This window comes from Cryobacterium arcticum, from assembly GCF_003185895.1.
GTDB lineage: Bacteria > Actinomycetota > Actinomycetes > Actinomycetales > Microbacteriaceae > Cryobacterium > Cryobacterium arcticum.
In genome coordinates, this window is sequence record NZ_QHLY01000007.1 from 276460 (window position 1) to 292799 (window position 16340).

Here is a 16340-nt window from a genome sequence, read left to right on the forward strand (position 1 = left end):
CGACCGTGGCCCTGCAGTGATCAGTCCACTTGACTGAGCGATGCGGCGTCACGATGCTCGATTCACAGGTTCGACGTATCGATCGCACAAGCATCCTGCGGATGCGCAACACGACGAGCGCGCATTGAGTGCTGCGCTGGTGTGAAGTGGAGAAAAATGGCATACACCCGCCCCACCGGAGCGGGCCGCGCTGGCGCCGGCAGCGGTCGAACACGTCAACGTCCACGCTCCCGCGACGATGATGCCCCGATCATCCCGATCCTCGCCCGCAAGGTGCGCGAGGTCGAAGCCAAGGCTCAGAGCGGCACCAAGCTCGGCCCCACCAACCGCACCAAGTACCAGGTCATCGCGCTGCTCATGCGCGAAGAACGCGCCAGGGTCAAGGCCGACACCGAGCTCACCGACGCCAACCGCGCCGAGCTCCTCAAACGCCTCGACGGCATTGCTCAGATCCTCGCCAAGACCGCCGCCCGCGACACCAGTCTGATCACCCTGCTCGAACCGGATGCCGGCGTCTCCACCGTCGCGCAGCGCTTCCGCCGGGACTGGCTGCTGGAATCCGGCGCCGAGCTCAGCCCGGACGAACTCATCATCACCCGCGAACCTGAGGCCAAGCCCGAGGTGCCGCAGAACCAGGTGATCCCGCAGTCTGTGCGGGCCCGCCAGCTGGCTAACCCGTTCCTCGCCCCCGACTTCAGTGCCGTTCAGGCAGCGCCGGTTTCCTCGGCCCGTCGCCTGGCCAACTGGGAACTGCTCGGCCCGCTGTTCAAGGCGTTCGAATACGGTTCCGGCGGCCAGGCAGCCAGCATGGATCTGCCCGAGGCCCCGAACGTCGACAGGTTCTCCCCGCGCGGCATGGAGCTCATGCGGCACCAGGCCCGCTTCATCGAGAGCGCCCGCCTCGGCCACCGCAGCTACCTCCTCGCCGACGAGCCCGGCCTCGGCAAGACCGCGCAGAGCCTGCTCGCCGCGTCCGTCGCCGGCGCTTACCCGCTGCTGGCGATCGTGCCCAACGTCGTGAAGATGAACTGGGTGCGCGAGGTGGAACTGTGGACGCCGCACCGCCGGGCCACAGTCATCCACGGCGACGGCGACACCCTCGACGCCTTCGCCGACGTCGTCGTGGTCAACTACGACGTTCTCGACCGCCACCTCGCCTGGCTTGGCACCCTCGGTTTCAAAGGCATGGTCGTCGACGAAGCGCACTTCATCAAGAACCAGCAGTCGCAGCGCTCCAAGCACGTGCTCAGCCTCGCCGAGCAGATCCGCCGCCGCACCCCGGGTAACAACCCCCTGCTGATGGCCCTCACCGGTACCCCGCTGATCAACGACGTCGATGACTTCCGCGCCATCTGGCAGTTCCTCGGCTGGATCGACGGCGACAAACCCACGGCCAAGCTCATGCAGCGGCTGGAAGAAACCGGGCTCACCCCCGCCGACGCCGGCTTCTACACCGCCGCCCGCTCCGCCGTGATCGACATGGGCATCGTTCGTCGCCGCAAGGTCGATGTTGCCGCCGACCTGCCCGCCAAGCGCATCGCCGACCTCCCGGTGGAGCTCGACAGCGAACTGGGCCGTTCGATCCAGAAGGCGGAGCGCGAACTCGGCGCCCGCCTGGTCAAGCGCTACAACGCCCTCGTGGCCGCACGCCACCCCGGCGTCAAGGCGCCTGTGCTCTCCGACGACGAGCGCACCGCGTACATCCGCGCCGTCGCGCACGCCGATCTCGAGGAGTCCAAGGGCACCACCACGGGTGAGAACGTGTTCACCATGGTGCGCAAGATCGGCCAGGCCAAGGCCGGCCTCGCCGCGGACTACGCCGCCCAGCTCGCGCACTCCGTGGGCAAGGTGGTGTTCTTTGCCAAGCACATCGACGTGATGGATGCCGCGGAGGAGATCTTCGCCAAGCGGGGCCTGCGCGCAGTGTCACTGCGCGGCGACCAGAGCGCCCTGGCCCGCCAGGCGGCGATCGACTCGTTCAACACCGACCCAGAGGTCGCCATCGTGGTGTGTTCGCTCACCGCGGCCGGCGTGGGTGTGAACCTGCAGGCCGCCTCCAACGTCGTGCTCGCCGAACTCAGCTGGACCGCAGCCGAGCAGACGCAGGCCATCGACCGGGTGCACCGCATCGGCCAGTCCGAACCCGTGACGGCGTGGCGGATCATCGCCGCGCACACCATCGACGCGCGCATCGCCGAACTCATCGGCAGCAAGCAGGGCCTCGCGGCCCGTGCGCTCGATGGTGCCGACGAAGACGTTTCCGCCGCCGATTCCGTGCAAGCCAGCGCGTTGGTCTACGTACTCACGCAGGCACTCAACGGAGACCTCTAACACCGGGCCGGAAGTCCCTACCCCCGGTCAGCGCCGCCGGTGTTGACTTGATTCAGGCATGAGCCCGCCACCAAGATGGGTTCGGGCATCTGCCGCAACAATATGCATGCACTAAGGAGTAGCCAGAAATGAAGATCGGTATCCTCACCAGCGGTGGAGACTGCCCAGGCCTCAATGCAGTGATTCGGGGTGCCGTCCTCAAGGGAGGCCGCGCCTACGACTCTGAATTCGTGGGTATCCGCAACGGCTGGCGAGGGCTGGTGCAGGGCGAGTTCATGAAACTCGACCGGCACAGTGTTCGTGGCCTCTCCCGCCAGGGTGGAACCATCCTCGGCAGCTCGCGCACCAACCCGTACGAGGGCGAGAACGCCGGCCCCGAGAACATCCAGAAGACGATGGATGCCGAAGGCATCGACGCCGTCATCGCGATCGGCGGAGAGGGCACCCTCACCGCTGCCCGCCGCCTCACCGATGCCGGACTCAAGATCGTCGGCGTGCCGAAGACCATTGACAACGACCTCGCTGCCACCGACTACTCCTTCGGCTTCAACACCGCCGTGGAAATCGCCACCGAGGCCATCGACCGCCTCCGCACCACCGCCGACTCCCACGGTCGGTGCATGATCGTCGAGGTCATGGGCCGTCACGTGGGCTGGATCGCCCTGCACTCCGGCATGGCCGGCGGCGCCCACGCGATCCTCGTTCCCGAGCAGCCGCAGACCATCGAGCAGATTTGCGAATGGGTCGAGAGCGTCCGCGACCGCGGCCGCGCACCCGTGCTCGTCGTCTCCGAGGGCTTCCTCCTGGCCGAGATGGGCGAGGCCCACTCGCACAAGGGCCTGGACGCGTTCAACCGTCCCCGCCTCGGCGGCATCAGCGAACTCATCGCCCCGATGGTCGAAGAGCGCACCGGCATCGAGTCACGTGCCACCGTTCTCGGCCACACCCAGCGTGGTGGCGCCCCGTCGGCCTACGACCGGGTGCTCGCCACCCGTCTCGGCATGGCAGCCGTCGACGCCGTCTTCGACGAGAAGTGGGGATCGATGGTGGCTCTCAAGGGCACTGACATCCACACCGTCAGCATCGCCGACGCCACCATGGACCTCAACCGGGTCACCCAGGCGCGTTACGACGAAGCAGCCGTGCTGTTCGGCTAAACCCGAGCCAGAACGTAGAACTGCCCGGACGGCTTCGGCCGTCCGGGCAGTGTGCTGTGGGGATGTCGGTGGAACCTGTGGAGCAGTTGGCTCAGGCTGCGGGAGCGAGCTTGGCCTGCACCTGCGCGAGCGACGGGTTCGTCGCGGCGGAGCCATCCGGGAACAGGATGGTGGGCACGGTGCGGTTGCCGTTGTTCAGGCTCATCACGAGCTCAGAGGTGCCCTCGACCTCTTCGACGTTCACCTCGGTGTAGGCGATGCCGACCTTGTCGAGCTGCGTCTTCAGGCGCGAGCAGTAGCCGCACCATGTGGTGGTGAACATCGTGATAGTTCCGCTCTCAGGCACAAAATCCATGCGTACAGCGTAACCGAGGTTTCGGAAAAACCGCGGGGAGCAGGGCGTCGGGCGCTCTCGCTACGATGAGGACATGACCGACCTGCCCCAGGTATGCGTGTGCTACCTCACCCGGATTTCGGAGACCGGTGAGCGGCAGGTGCTGCTCGGCCGTAAGAAGAAGGGCCTGGGCCTCGGCAACATCGTGGGTCTCGGCGGCAAACTCGAACCGGGGGAGTCGGCGCTGGACGCCGCCGTGCGCGAGGTCGAGGAGGAATCCGGCCTGGCCGTCACCAAGGATGCCCTGACCCCGATGGGCGTGCTCACTTACCTGTTTCCGCACCGCACCGCGTGGAGCCAGCGCTCGAATGTTTTCGTCACCGACGTGTGGAGCGGGGTGCCGCGGGAATCGGACGAGTTGAACCCGCAGTGGTTCACCATCGCCGACCTGCCCGTGGACGATATGTGGGATGACGCCCGGCACTGGCTGCCCGGGGTGCTTGCCGGAGTGCCGGTGGAGGCTACCTTCACCTTCGGCGAAGATCTCGCCACAGTCGTAGCCCGTAGCTGACCTGGCAACGTGTTATCTGAACCTTAGGAAAACACCCGCCGAACGTTTCCTGAATTGACCTGCCCGCCTCGGGCTGTCAGGATCAACGGGGCCCGGTTTCGAGCCAGCCATGTCTCTCGTGCCTGCCGGGTCTGTAAACCGGAGTGCGGCCCGGGATGAATCACTAGGAAAGACGCCGGTGGATTTCAGCCTTATCGTCGCGCTTGTCATCGCATTGGCACTCATCTTCGACTTCACCAACGGGTTTCACGACACGGCCAACGCCATGGCCACGCCGATCGCCACCGGGGCCATGAAGCCCAAGGTCGCCGTCGGCATTGCCGCGATCCTCAACCTGGTCGGTGCGTTCCTCTCCACGGAGGTCGCTCGGACCGTCTCCGGCGGCATCATCAAGGAGGGTGACGGCGGCATCCAGATCACCCCGGAGATGATCTTCGCCGGCCTGATCGGCGCCATCGTCTGGAACCTGATCACCTGGCTGCGCGGCCTCCCGTCCAGCTCCAGCCACGCCCTCTTCGGCGGTCTGATCGGCGCCACGGTCATCGGTGTCGGTGCCCAGGCTGTGGCGTTCGACGTCGTGGTCGCCAAGGTGATCCTGCCCGCCCTGATCGCCCCGGTCACCGTCGGCATCGTGGCGTTCATCGCCACCCGCCTGGCCTATGCCATCACCCGTCGCGAGCAGGGCAAGCCGGATGGCCGTGGCGGCTTCCGCTATGCCCAGATCTTCTCGTCCTCCCTCGTGGCGCTCTCGCACGGCACCAACGACGCGCAGAAGACCATGGGCGTGATCACCCTCACCCTCATCGCCGGCGGGTACCAGGCCGTGGGTTCAGGCCCCCAGTTCTGGGTGGTCGCCTGCTGCGCACTGGCCATCGCCATCGGCACCTACACCGGCGGCTGGCGCATCATCCTCACCATGGGCCGTGGGCTCACCGAGATCAAGCCCGCGCAGGGATTTGCTGCTGAGACCAGCACGGCCGCCACCATCCTCGCCTCCAGCCACCTCGGCTTCGCCCTGTCGACCACCCAGGTGGCCTCGGGTTCCGTCATCGGCTCGGGCCTGGGCCGTCGCGGCTCCACCGTGCGCTGGGGCATGGCCGGCCAGATCGCCCTCGGCTGGTTGCTCACCCTGCCGGCCTCCGCCATCATGGGCGCGTTCGCGGCCGGACTGGCACTGCTCGGCCCGATCGGGATCTTCCTCGACGTGCTGATCGGCACGATCGTGGTGTACATCCTCTTCCGATGGTCCAAGCGCGACCGGGTTTCTCACGACAACCTGCACGACATCGATGACGCCGGCCACGTGGTGAAGATCAAGAAGACACCCCGCAAGACGCCGCGCAAGGACCGAGAGAAGGTGGAACTGTGATCGACTGGGCCGCATTCCTCGTCGTTGCCGCAGCCGCTCTGGTCTCGTCGGCCATCGTCGTCTCGCTCTATTCGCTGGGCCTGCGCCTGCTCACCACGGCCGGGCGCATCCCCACTGTGGATCCCGCAGAGTTCACCGGTGCGATCACCGTGCTCAGCCCCGCCCGCGCTGCCAAGGAAGCCAAGAAGGCGCGTAAGGCGCGCAAGGCCAACCCGCTCACGGCGGGCCAGAAGCGCCTGGCGCTCTTGGGCGGTTACGCCTGCTTCACGATCTGCGTACTGGCCGTGCTCTACGGCGTGTACCTGATCATCCCGGCGCTGCACTCCTAAGTCGTTAACACCCGCGAGCCGTGAGCTAAGCACCTTCCCCATCGGGGTTTCGGTGCTTAGCTCACGGCTCGCGGGCGTTGTGCTGGGGTTAGGCGGTGCGGCGCACCCGCGCGACCCAGGTCATCAGGTGGTAAATCACGATGGCGGCGATGGTGCCGAGCGCGATGCCGTTGAAGGTGAGGCTGCCGGCGTTGAAGGTGTAATCGGCGATGCCGATGATCAGCGCGGTCGCAGCCGTGAACTGGTTCACCGGCTTGGAGAAGTCGACCTTGTTGTCGAGCCAGATCTTCACGCCGATGATGCCGATCAGTCCGTAGAGCGCGGTCGTGACGCCACCGAGCACCCCAACCGGGATGGTGTAGATGACCGCCCCGATCTTGGGTGAGAGGCCCAGGAGCACGGCCACGATGCCGGCGACCCAGTATGCGGCCGTCGAGTAGATGCGGGTGGCGGCCATCACGCCGATGTTCTCGCCGTACGTTGTGGTGCCGGAACCGCCGCCGAAGCCGGCGAGCATCGTGGCCAGGCCATCTGCGAGCAGCGCCCGACCGGTGAACTTGTTGACCGACTTGTCGGTCATCTGCGCGACGCCGCGGATGTGGCCGACGTTCTCGGCGATCAGCACCAGAACGACGGGGAGGAATGCAGGCAGGACGGCCAGCACAGCGGGGTTCTCGAACGGGTTGGTCGGCAGGGTGAACGGCGGCAGACCGATCCAGGCGGCCTTCGCAACCCCGCTGAAGTCGACCTGGCCCTGCACGAGCGCGGCGATGTAGCCGACGATGACGCCAATGAAGATCGACAGCCGGCCCAGGATGCCACGGAAGATCACCGTAGACAGGATCACGGCGGCAAGGGTGATCACGGCCGTGAGCGGAGCCTCACTGAAGTTGTTCTTGGCCGCAGGAGCGAGGTTGAAACCGATCAAGGCGACGATCGCACCGGACACGACCGGGGGCATCAGCGCGTCGATCCAACCGGCGCCGGTGAACTGCACGATGGCGCCGACGATGGCGAGCAGCAGGCCAACCGCCAGGATGCCGAAGAGTGCACTGCCCATACCGGCCGTCGCGGTGGCCGCAGCGATCGGTGCGAGGAAGGCGAACGAGGAGCCCAGGTAGGAGGGCAGCTTGTTGCGCGTGACCAGCAGGAAGAGAATCGTGCCGATACCGGAGAAGAAGATGGTGGTGCTCGGCGGGAAGCCCGTGATCAGCGGCACCAGGAAGGTGGCGCCGAACATGGCGACAACGTGCTGGGCGCCGACACCGATCGTGATCGGCCAGTTCAGGCGTTCGCCCGGGGCCACAACGTCGTTCGCGCCGACAGTCTTACCATCGCCGTGCAGGGTCCAGGGCAGTGCCATTCGTGTCTCTTTTCTGTGGTTCTGGGCAGTCGCCGCTCGATCGGCCCCTGCTGAGCGTAGTGCTCAGCCCGCGGCCGGGCCGAGTCGGCTGGTTGTCACCGGAGCGGATTAGGATTCAGCGCATGAGCCACGAGACCCCTATCCGCGCCCTCGATCCGCTCGAGATCCGGGTGACCGGCGGGCTGGTGCGCGGGGTCAGTGAGCGCGGCATTCGGGCATGGCGAGGGATCCCGTATGCGGCGGCGCCGGTGGGGCCCCTGCGCTTCCGCGCCCCTGCGCCAGTGGAACCGTGGCCAGGGGTGCGAGACGCGACGGAGTTCGGCCCGGTCGCCCCCCAGAGTCACAAAGGTCAGTTCATCGGGGCGCACCCGCGCATCCCCCAGAGCGAGGACTGCCTCAACCTCAACGTGATGGCCCCGGACGCTGCCGTCGAAGACGGCGACCTGCGGCCCGTGATGGTTTTCATCCACGGCGGCGCCTACAGCGTCGGCTCATCGAGGGAGACACCGCGCCAGGGCGAGGGACTCGTGCGCCGCGGTGGCATCGTATTCGTGGGTATCAACTACCGGCTGGGTGCCCTGGGTTATCTCGACTTCACCCGATACTCCACGCCGGAGCGGCCGTTCGAGAGCAATCTAGGCCTCCGAGACCAGGTCGCGGCACTGGCCTGGGTGCGGGCGAACATCCGTGCGTTCGGCGGCGACCCCGAGGCCGTCACCCTGTTCGGTGAATCGGCCGGCGGCAACGCAGTGACCACGCTCATGACGGTGCCGGCAGCCGCCGGGCTGTTTCAGCGGGCGATCGCCCAGAGCTCGCCGCCCAACGCCGTCTACCCGCCGGCGCTGACCGCGGAGTGGGCGGCCACCTTCGTGGGCATCCTCGCCGAGCAGACTCCCGGTGTCGCGGATGATGCCGCCGACCTCGTGCACCCGGCCGCGCAGCTTGTGAGCGACCGAGCTTCCCGCGACGACCACGGTGCCCGCGCCGTTCTGCCCGAACCCGTCGAGCCGCCGGTGGGCTCCGGTCTCACCGACGCGGATGCGGTGCGCCTGCTCCTCGAGGCCTACCCTGCCCGGCTTGCGCGGGCCGCCACCACCCTCACGGTGCGTTCCCCCGACTTGTACCCCGGCACGATCCCGCTGTGCCCGGTCATCGACGGCGACTTCCTGCCCGAGCGACCGCTGGACGCCTTCCGGGACGGCCGGGCGCACCGCATCCCGCTGATCATCGGCACCAACGAGCGCGAGGGCTCGCTCTTCAGCGGGCGCATCGACATTCTCGCGTCCACCCCGCCGCGCATGCGGGCGGTCTTCGCGAACACCAAGAAGAAGGCCAGGAAAGCGCTCAAGGCGCAGTACCCCGGCATTCCCGCCGCTCGGGCGTCGCTTGACTTCGGTGGTGACTATTCGTTCTGGTACCCGAGCGTGACGGTGGGGGAGCGGCACTCCCGCTACGCCCCCGTGCACTTTTACCGGTTTGATGCCGCTCCCAGACTCTTGCGCCGGATGGGTCTGGACGCCACCCACGGCCTCGAACTGTTCCCCCTCTTCGATCGGCTCGACGGCTGGTTCGGCCGCGGTATGACCGTGCTCGGCGGCCGCCGGGCGTTCAAGGCCATCGGTGCGCGTATGCAGGGCTGGTGGTTGTCATTCGCCGGAACCGGCACACCGGATGCGGCCTGGCCGGTCTATACCGAAGCCGAGCGGTTGACGCTCATCATCGACACCCGCGACCGGGTGGTGGCCGATCCCAATGCCGAACGCAGGATCGCGTGGGGTGCGTTCGTGCCGCACGTTTGATCAGCGAAGATGCACGGATTTCCGCGGAAGCTTTGTCGCGGCCTAGACTAAGGCGTTTGGCGCGCCGCCGAACGTCGACCTGGAGATCATCATTTCCGCTTTGAAGCCTGAGTCCGCTGCCGCAGCAGAACCCGCCACCAGCGAGACGGCCCCCGCGGCGACGCCCGCCGAACCGACCGGCCGCGGCACCAAGTCGGTGCTCGACCGCTACTTCGAGATCACCCGTCGCGGCTCCAGCTGGAGCCGGGAGATCCGTGGCGGCCTCGTCACCTTCGTGACCATGGCCTACATCGTCATTCTCAACCCGCTCATCCTCGGCGGGTTCAGCGCGGACCAGGCCGCCGTCGACGTGGCCGGCAACTGGCTGCCCAACGGCCAGGTCGCCGCGGTCACCGCCCTCACCGCCGGCGTCATGACGATCCTCTTCGGCGTCATCGCCCGGCTGCCGTTCGGCTTCGCCGCCGGACTCGGCATCAACTCGTTCCTCGCCGTGAGCGTCGTCGGCCAGGTCACCTGGCCGGAGGCAATGGGCCTCGTCGTGATCAACGGCCTCATCATCGTGCTGCTGGCCTCCACCGGTCTCCGCGAGATGATCTTCACCGCCGTTCCCCGCCAGCTCAAGATCGCCATCACCGTGGGCATCGGCCTGTTCATCGCCTTCATCGGCCTGGTCGACTCCGGCTTCGTGCGCGCCAGCGGAATGGCGTCGCCGCCCGTGCAGCTGGGCGAGTCCGGATCGATCGCCAGCCTGCCCACCGCCGTGTTCGTGATCGGGCTGCTGCTGATCGGCGTGCTCGTGGCCCGCAAGGTCAAGGGTGCCCTGCTCATCGGTATCGTCGGCACCACGGTTCTTGCCGTCATCCTCGAAGCCATCTTCAAGGTCGGCCCGTCGCTGGGCACCAACCCGGATGGCTGGAACCTCAACGCTCCGGTTCTTCCGACCAGCTTCGTCGCTCTGCCCGACCTGTCGCTCGTCGGCCAGGTGAACTTCGGCGCGTTCGAGCGCATCGGCGTGCTCGCGGCCGTGATGCTCGTCTTCACCCTGGTCTTCACCAACTTCTTCGACGCCATGGGCACCATGACCGGGCTCTCCAACGAGGCCGGCGTCGCCGACAAGAACGGCAACTTCCCGCGGCTCAAGTCCGCCCTGATCGTGGAGGGTGTCGGTGCCGTCGTCGGTGGCGCCACGTCCTCGTCGTCGAACACCGTCTTCATCGAGTCCGGCGCCGGTATCGGCGAGGGTGCTCGCACCGGCTTCGCCAACGTCGTGACCGGCCTCCTGTTCCTCGCGGCGATGTTCTTCACCCCGCTCACCCAGATCGTGCCGCTCGAGGTGGCCGCGGCCGCCCTGGTGATCGTGGGCGCCATGATGGTCTCGCAGATCCGGTTCATCAACTTCAGTGACTTCTCGATCGTGCTGCCGGTCTTCCTCACCATCATCGTGATGCCGATGAGCTACTCGATCGCCAACGGCATCGGTGCCGGCTTTATCAGCTGGGTGATCGTGCGCTCCTTCTCGGGCAAGGCGCGAGAGATCAGCCCGCTGCTCTGGATCGTCGCGTTCGGCTTCCTGGTCTTCTTCGTGCGCGGACCGATCGAGGTCCTGTTCGGCGTCTGACCGGATGCGGCGAGCTGCTCGTTCGCTTCCTCGCCGCTGCGTTACTCCAAGAAGCCGCGCAATAGCAGGGCCGTGCCGACCAGGTGCTCGGTCATGGCCAGCGCCGCAGCCTCCGGGTTGCCGGTGAGGATCGCCATCACGATCTGTTCGTGCTGCCGGTTGGAGTGCGCGATGTTCGGGCCGAGCGACGGGATGCTGTCGAGGAGTTCGTTCACGCGCATGCGCACCTCGGCGAGCAGCGGCACCAGCGAGTTGGAGCCCGCCAGTTCACCGATCGTGAGGTGTAACCGGGAGTCCAGCCGTCGGTAGTCGTCGTCAGTCGCGGCAGCGCAGTCGCCGAGGCTCGCCCAGAGGGCCTCCCGGTCGGCCGTGGACAGCGGCCGGGAGGCGGCCTGCCGGGCCGCGCCCACCTCGAGGACCTCGCGCAGAATGAGCGCATCATCGAGTTCGGCGGTGCTGAACTGCCGGGGCGGCACCGGCTCACCGTCGGCATCGAGGGCGGGACCGGTGGTGGGCAGTTCGTCGGTGACGAAGGTGCCGCCGTAACGGCCGCGGCGGGACACCAGGTACCCGGCCTCGCCCAGGGACGCGAGCGCGTCCCGCAGGGTGTCCCGGCTCACGGCCAGCATGGCGGCCAGCTCCCGCTCAGCGGGCAGCCGTTCGCCGGGCGCGATCAGGCCCAACCGGATGGTCTGCAGCAGCCGCTGCACGGTCTCTTCGAACGCGTTGCCGCCGTGCACCGGCCGCAACAGCAGCTCAGAGCGGATGCCGCCGGCCGGGTCGGTGTCGTCTCCCAGGTGGATCATGGTGGTTCCATTCTGCCCGCCGCTGTGCCCACCGGAGTGCCGGGAGCTGCTCGGGGTGCCTCGCACGGTCAGGTCGGGTTCACTCCGGAGTCACGTACGCCGAACTGATTCCACCGTCCACGAGGAAGGTGGAACCGGTGATGAAGGAAGCGTCGTCGCTGGCGAGGAACGCCACCGCGGCGGCGAGTTCCTCCGGTTCCGCGAATCGGCCGACGGGAATGTGGATCAGCCGGCGGGCGGCCCTGGCCTGGTCCTTGGCGAACAACTCCTGCAGCAGCGGGGTGTTCACCGGGCCGGGGCAGAGCGCGTTGACCCTGATGCCCTGCCGGGCGAATTGCACGCCCAGCTCGCGGCTCATCGCGAGCACCCCGCCCTTCGACGCGGTGTACGAGATCTGGCTGGTGGCCGAACCGAGCACCGCCACGAACGACGCGGTGTTGATGATCGACCCGCTGCCCTGGGCCACCATGTGCCGCAGCGCCGCCCGGCAGCAGAGGTACACCGACTTGAGGTTGACGTCCTGCACCTTGTTCCAGGCCGGGAGTTCGGTGGTCTCGATCGAGTCGTCATCCGGCGGGGAGATGCCGGCGTTGTTGAAGGCGATGTCGACAGAGCCGTAGGTGGCCGCCGCGGTGTCGAAGAGGTTGTTCACCTGATCCTCGTCGGTCACGTCGACCCGCACGAAGAGTCCGTCGACCTCCGCGGCCGCGGCGGTTCCTGTGGTTTCGTCGACGTCGCCGATCACCACGGTCGCGCCCTCGGCAGCGAACCGGCGGGCGGTGGCCAGGCCGATTCCGCTGGCGCCGCCGGTGATCACGGCGACCTTGCCGGCCAGGCGCTGAGTGAGGTTGATCGGGGTGATGCTCATTGCTGCTCCTTGGGGCTGGGGGCTCGGGGGATTTCAGAGGCCGTCGACGGCGATGAAGACGTTCTTGGTCTCGGTGAAGTTCAGTGGTGCGTCCGGTCCGAGTTCCCGGCCGAGGCCGGACTGCTTGAACCCGCCGAACGGGGTGGTGTAGCGCACCGACGAGTGCGAGTTGACCGACAGGTTGCCGGATTCCACACCGCGCGCCACCCGCACCGCCCGGCCCAGGTCCCTGGTCCAGATCGACCCGGACAAGCCGTACGGGGTGTCATTGGCCAGCTGCACCGCATCCGCTTCGTCGTCGAACGGAAGCACCGTCACGACCGGGCCGAAGATCTCGTCGGTCACGGCGCGGTCGGTGCGGCTGGCCGGGGTCAGCACCGTGGGCGGTACCCAGTAGCCGGGGCCGGAAGGGGTGGTGCCCTGGAAAGCCACCGGGGCGTCGGTCGGCAGGTAGGCGGACACCCGGGCCAGGTGGTCGGCCGAGACCAATGGGCCCATCTCGGTGGCCTCGTCGGTCGGATCGCCGACGACCACGCCGGCCACGGCGGGTTCGAGCAGCTCCATGAACCGGTCGTAGACACTCCGTTCCACCAGAATGCGGCTGCGCGCGCAGCAGTCCTGGCCGGCGTTCTCGAAGACGCCGTACGGCGCAGTCGCCGCGGCCTTCTCCAGGTCGGAATCGGCGAAGACGATGTTGGCGCTCTTGCCGCCGAGTTCCAGGGTGACCCTTTTCACCTGGGCGGCGCAGCCGGCCATGATCTTCTGTCCCACCGCGGTCGACCCGGTGAAGACCACTTTGCGCACGTCGGGGTGGGTGACAAAACGTTCGCCCACCACGGCACCCCGGCCGGGCAGCACCTGGAACAGCCCGTCGGGCAGGCCGGCGGCCAGGGCCAATTCACCCAGCCGGATGCTGGAGAGCGGCGTCCACTCGGCCGGTTTCAGCAGCACTGCGTTGCCGGCGGCGAGGGCGGGCGCGAAACCCCAGGCCGCGATGGTCATCGGGAAATTCCACGGCGTGATCACGCCGACCACCCCGAGCGGTTCCTGGAAGGTGACATCGATGCCGCCGGCGACCGGGATCTGTCGGCCGAACAATCGCTCCGGCGCCGCGGAGTAGTACTGCAGCACGTCACGCACGTGGCCGGCCTCCCAGCGGGCCTGGCTGATCGGATGGCCCGAGTTGGCCACCTCGATTCCAGCGAGGTTCTCCCGGTCGCCGTCGACGGCAGCGGCGAAACGGCGCAGCAGCAGAGCCTTGTCGGCGGGGGAGACCTTCGCCCAGTGCCGCTGTGCGGTGACCGCGCGGGCGATGGCATCGTCGGCGGCCGTCTGGTCGAGATGGGCGACGGTGGCGACCTCGGTCTCGGTCGCCGGGTTGATCACGGTGTAGCTGGTCACGGTGAGGTGCTTCCTTCCGGTGTGGCCGGGTCGAGCGACGCCGCAGCAGCCTGCTCGCGGTCTCGATATTGCCGGGCGGCAGTGACGAGCCCGGTGAACAGGCGCAGGTCGTCCCTGGCCTCTTCCGGGTGCCACTGCACGGCCACGGCGAAGGTCGCGGCCGGCAGTTCGACGGCCTGCACGATGCCGGGCTCTGAGGTGCCGCTGACCACGAGGCCGGCGGCGAGCGTGTCGATGGCCTGGTGGTGGTACACCGGCACGGTAACCCGGTCGTCTCCGCCGAGCAGACCGCTGAGCCGGGAACCCGGTGCGACGGTGACGTCGGCGGAGTTGAAGACGCCCTGGCCGGCCTGGTACCGGGTGTCGCCCACCAGGTCGGGCAGGTGCTGGTGCAGGGATCCGCCCAGGGTCACGTTGAGCATCTGGGCGCCGCGGCAGATACCCAGAAAGGGCAGGTCACGATCGAGGGCGCCGCGCAACAGTTCGTCCTCCCAGCCGTCGCGGTCCGGCCGGGGCTGGTCGGTGAGCGGATGCGGCGACTGGCCGTACCTGCTCGGCTCGATGTCCTTGCCGCCGGTGATCACCAGCCCGTCGAGACCGTCGAGCACGCGCTCGGCGATGGCGGGCGTGACCGGTTGCGGGGGCAGCAGCACGGCGATGCCGCCGGCCCGGGTGATGGCGTCGAAGTAGACCAGCGGCAGGAAGGCGGCGGGCACGTTCCAGACGCCGGAACTCGCCTGCTCGAGGTAGGTGGTGAGACCGATCAGCGGTGCGCCGGCCGGGCGGGGCGAGGCGGGGTCAGAGCCGTTCAAAGCCGCGCACCCGCTCCCAGTCGGTGACCACCGAGTCGTAGGCGGCCAGTTCGATGCGTGCGTTGTTGAGGTAGTGGTCCACCACCTCGTCGCCGAACGCCTCACGGGCGATGGCCGATCCGGCAAAGAGCGTGGCTGCTTCGCGGAGCGATGCCGGCACCCGGGGTGCGTCGCTCTCGTAGGCGTTGCCCACGAAAACGTCGTCGAGCTCGAGCTCGTTCTCGATGCCGTATAGCCCCGCGGCGATCAGGGCGCTCACGGCGAGGTACTGGTTGACGTCGCCGCCGGGCACCCGGTTCTCCACCCGCATGCCGTGGCCGCGGCCCACCACGCGCAGGGCGCAGGTGCGGTTGTCCAGCCCCCAGGCGATCGCCGTGGGCGCGAAGCTGCCGGGCACATACCGTTTGTACGAGTTGATGTTGGGGGCGGAGAACAGGGTGAGTTCCCGCATCACGGCGAGCTGGCCGGCCAGGAACTGCCGAAACAGGGTGGACATGCCGTGTTCGGCATCCGCGTCGGCGAAGACGGCAGAACCGTCGGTGCCGCGCAGGCTGATGTGGATGTGGCAGCTGTTGCCCTCGCGCTCGTTGAACTTGGCCATGAAGGTCAGGCTCTTGCCGTGGGCATCCGCGATCTCTTTCGCGCCGTTCTTATAGATCGAGTGGTTGTCGCAGGTGACCAACGCCGGAGCGTACCGGAACGCGATCTCCTGCTGGCCGAGGTTGCATTCGCCCTTCACGCCCTCGCAGTACATTCCGGCGCCGTCCATGGCCAACCGGATCTCCCGCAGCAGCGGTTCCATCCGGGTGGAGGCGAGCAGGGCGTAGTCGATGTTGTAGTCGGTGGCCGGGGTCAGGTTCCGGTAGCCCTTCTTCCAGGCCTCACGGTAGCCGTCGTCGAAGACCAGGAATTCCAGCTCGGTGCCCACAAACGCCTCCAGGCCGCGCGCTTCCAGCCGGTCGAGCTGGGTCTGCAGGATCTGGCGGGGGGACTGCACGACGGGCGCTTCGTCGAGCCAGTGCAGGTCCGCGGTGACCAGGGCGGTACCGGGCAGCCACGGAACGAGCCGGAGGGTGCTGATGTCGGGCATCATCACCATGTCGCCATAGCCGCGTTCCCAGCTCGACATCGCGTAGCCGTCGACGGTGTTCATGTCCACGTCGACGGCAAGCAGGTAGTTGCAGCATTCTGCTCCGTGCGACTGCACGTCTTCGACGAACAGGCGGGCGGAGACCCGTTTGCCCACCAGTCGGCCCTGCATGTCGGTGAACGCCACGATGACGGTGTCGATCCGGCCGGTGGAGACGGCTTCGGCGAGCGCGTCGACACCCAGGTAGCCGGGGTTCCGGTGCTCGCTGCTCCCAGCGGAGGGACGGTTCTCGGTCATGGGATCTCCTCGTGGACGGTGCGCGGAGCGCGGAGTGCGAGAGCTGACAGGGAGTCAAACGATGCGAACTCGACCATTAGATCACAGGAGTAGGACGGAAAGCGGGGCAAGTTTTTACATGCTGTTTACATCCAAAGGTCTGTGCAGCGAACCATTGAGTGCCTAGGCTCGGGCGACAACCGCATCACTACAGCA

14 protein-coding genes are annotated in these 16340 nt (G+C 67.5%); 7 read left to right on the forward strand and 7 right to left on the reverse strand.

The features are described from left to right. Positions 1-156: 156 nt before the first annotated feature. Together CTB96_RS06905 and CTB96_RS06910 are read left to right on the forward strand one after the other, a co-directional pair. Positions 157-2331 carry a DEAD/DEAH box helicase gene (locus tag CTB96_RS06905; protein ID WP_110126168.1) on the forward strand — a complete coding sequence of 725 codons (2175 nt, stop codon included), beginning with the start codon at positions 157-159 and terminating at the stop codon, positions 2329-2331. 128 nt (positions 2332-2459) lie between these two features. Beyond that, the gene (locus tag CTB96_RS06910; RefSeq protein WP_110126169.1) at positions 2460-3488 is read left to right on the forward strand and encodes a 6-phosphofructokinase; all 1029 of its coding nucleotides are present in this window, start codon (positions 2460-2462) and stop codon (positions 3486-3488) included. A 91-nt stretch (positions 3489-3579) separates the two neighbouring features. Here CTB96_RS06910 and CTB96_RS06915 read toward each other — a convergent pair whose 3' ends face one another. Next, positions 3580-3843: a mycoredoxin gene (locus tag CTB96_RS06915; protein ID WP_110126170.1), complete on the reverse strand. Its 264-nt coding sequence runs from the start codon at positions 3841-3843 to the stop codon at positions 3580-3582. 73 nt (positions 3844-3916) lie between these two features. On the opposite strand from CTB96_RS06915, the gene CTB96_RS06920 reads away from it, so the two are divergent. From CTB96_RS06920 to CTB96_RS06930, 3 genes are all read left to right on the forward strand, one after another. Next, positions 3917-4393 (forward strand): 8-oxo-dGTP diphosphatase, encoded by a 477-nt coding sequence (locus CTB96_RS06920; protein ID WP_110126171.1) that lies wholly within the window; start codon positions 3917-3919, stop codon positions 4391-4393. 178 nt (positions 4394-4571) lie between these two features. Then, the gene (locus tag CTB96_RS06925) at positions 4572-5762 is read left to right on the forward strand and encodes an inorganic phosphate transporter (protein ID WP_110126172.1); all 1191 of its coding nucleotides are present in this window, start codon (positions 4572-4574) and stop codon (positions 5760-5762) included. Beyond that, positions 5759-6091, forward strand: a complete 333-nt coding sequence (locus CTB96_RS06930) for a peptidase (protein ID WP_110126173.1) — start codon at positions 5759-5761, stop codon at positions 6089-6091. The genes CTB96_RS06925 and CTB96_RS06930 overlap by 4 nt, the downstream gene beginning before the upstream one ends. An 88-nt stretch (positions 6092-6179) precedes the next feature. Here CTB96_RS06930 and CTB96_RS06935 read toward each other — a convergent pair whose 3' ends face one another. Beyond that, positions 6180-7454, reverse strand: a complete 1275-nt coding sequence (locus CTB96_RS06935) for a uracil-xanthine permease family protein (protein ID WP_110126174.1) — start codon at positions 7452-7454, stop codon at positions 6180-6182. Between the two features lie 122 nt (positions 7455-7576). Between CTB96_RS06935 and CTB96_RS20765 the strand changes: the two genes are divergently transcribed. After that, the gene (locus tag CTB96_RS20765; RefSeq protein WP_248283258.1) at positions 7577-9253 is read left to right on the forward strand and encodes a carboxylesterase/lipase family protein; all 1677 of its coding nucleotides are present in this window, start codon (positions 7577-7579) and stop codon (positions 9251-9253) included. A gap of 100 nt (positions 9254-9353) precedes the next feature. After that, positions 9354-10871 (forward strand): NCS2 family permease, encoded by a 1518-nt coding sequence (locus CTB96_RS06945; RefSeq protein WP_427846469.1) that lies wholly within the window; start codon positions 9354-9356, stop codon positions 10869-10871. A 41-nt stretch (positions 10872-10912) separates the two neighbouring features. Here the strand turns inward: CTB96_RS06945 and CTB96_RS06950 are convergent, their stop codons facing one another. The 5 genes from CTB96_RS06950 to CTB96_RS06970 all read right to left on the reverse strand — a co-directional run bounded on the left by CTB96_RS06950 (position 10913) and on the right by CTB96_RS06970 (position 16145). After that, the gene (locus CTB96_RS06950) at positions 10913-11677 is read right to left on the reverse strand and encodes a FadR/GntR family transcriptional regulator (RefSeq protein WP_110126176.1); all 765 of its coding nucleotides are present in this window, start codon (positions 11675-11677) and stop codon (positions 10913-10915) included. A 79-nt stretch (positions 11678-11756) separates the two neighbouring features. Then, entirely contained in the window at positions 11757-12545 is a 789-nt protein-coding gene (locus CTB96_RS06955; RefSeq protein WP_181397176.1) for a 3-oxoacyl-ACP reductase, read from the reverse strand. A gap of 33 nt (positions 12546-12578) precedes the next feature. Then, positions 12579-13946, reverse strand: coding sequence for an aldehyde dehydrogenase family protein (locus tag CTB96_RS06960; RefSeq protein WP_110126177.1), 1368 nt, complete (start codon positions 13944-13946; stop codon positions 12579-12581). Next, entirely contained in the window at positions 13943-14758 is an 816-nt protein-coding gene (locus CTB96_RS06965) for a gamma-glutamyl-gamma-aminobutyrate hydrolase family protein (RefSeq protein ID WP_110126178.1), read from the reverse strand. The genes CTB96_RS06960 and CTB96_RS06965 overlap by 4 nt, the downstream gene beginning before the upstream one ends. Then, on the reverse strand, positions 14745-16145 hold the full coding sequence (locus tag CTB96_RS06970) for a glutamine synthetase family protein (RefSeq protein WP_110126179.1): 1401 nt from the start codon (positions 16143-16145) through the stop codon (positions 14745-14747). Before CTB96_RS06970 ends, CTB96_RS06965 begins: the two co-directional genes overlap by 14 nt. Positions 16146-16340 lie beyond the last annotated feature (195 nt).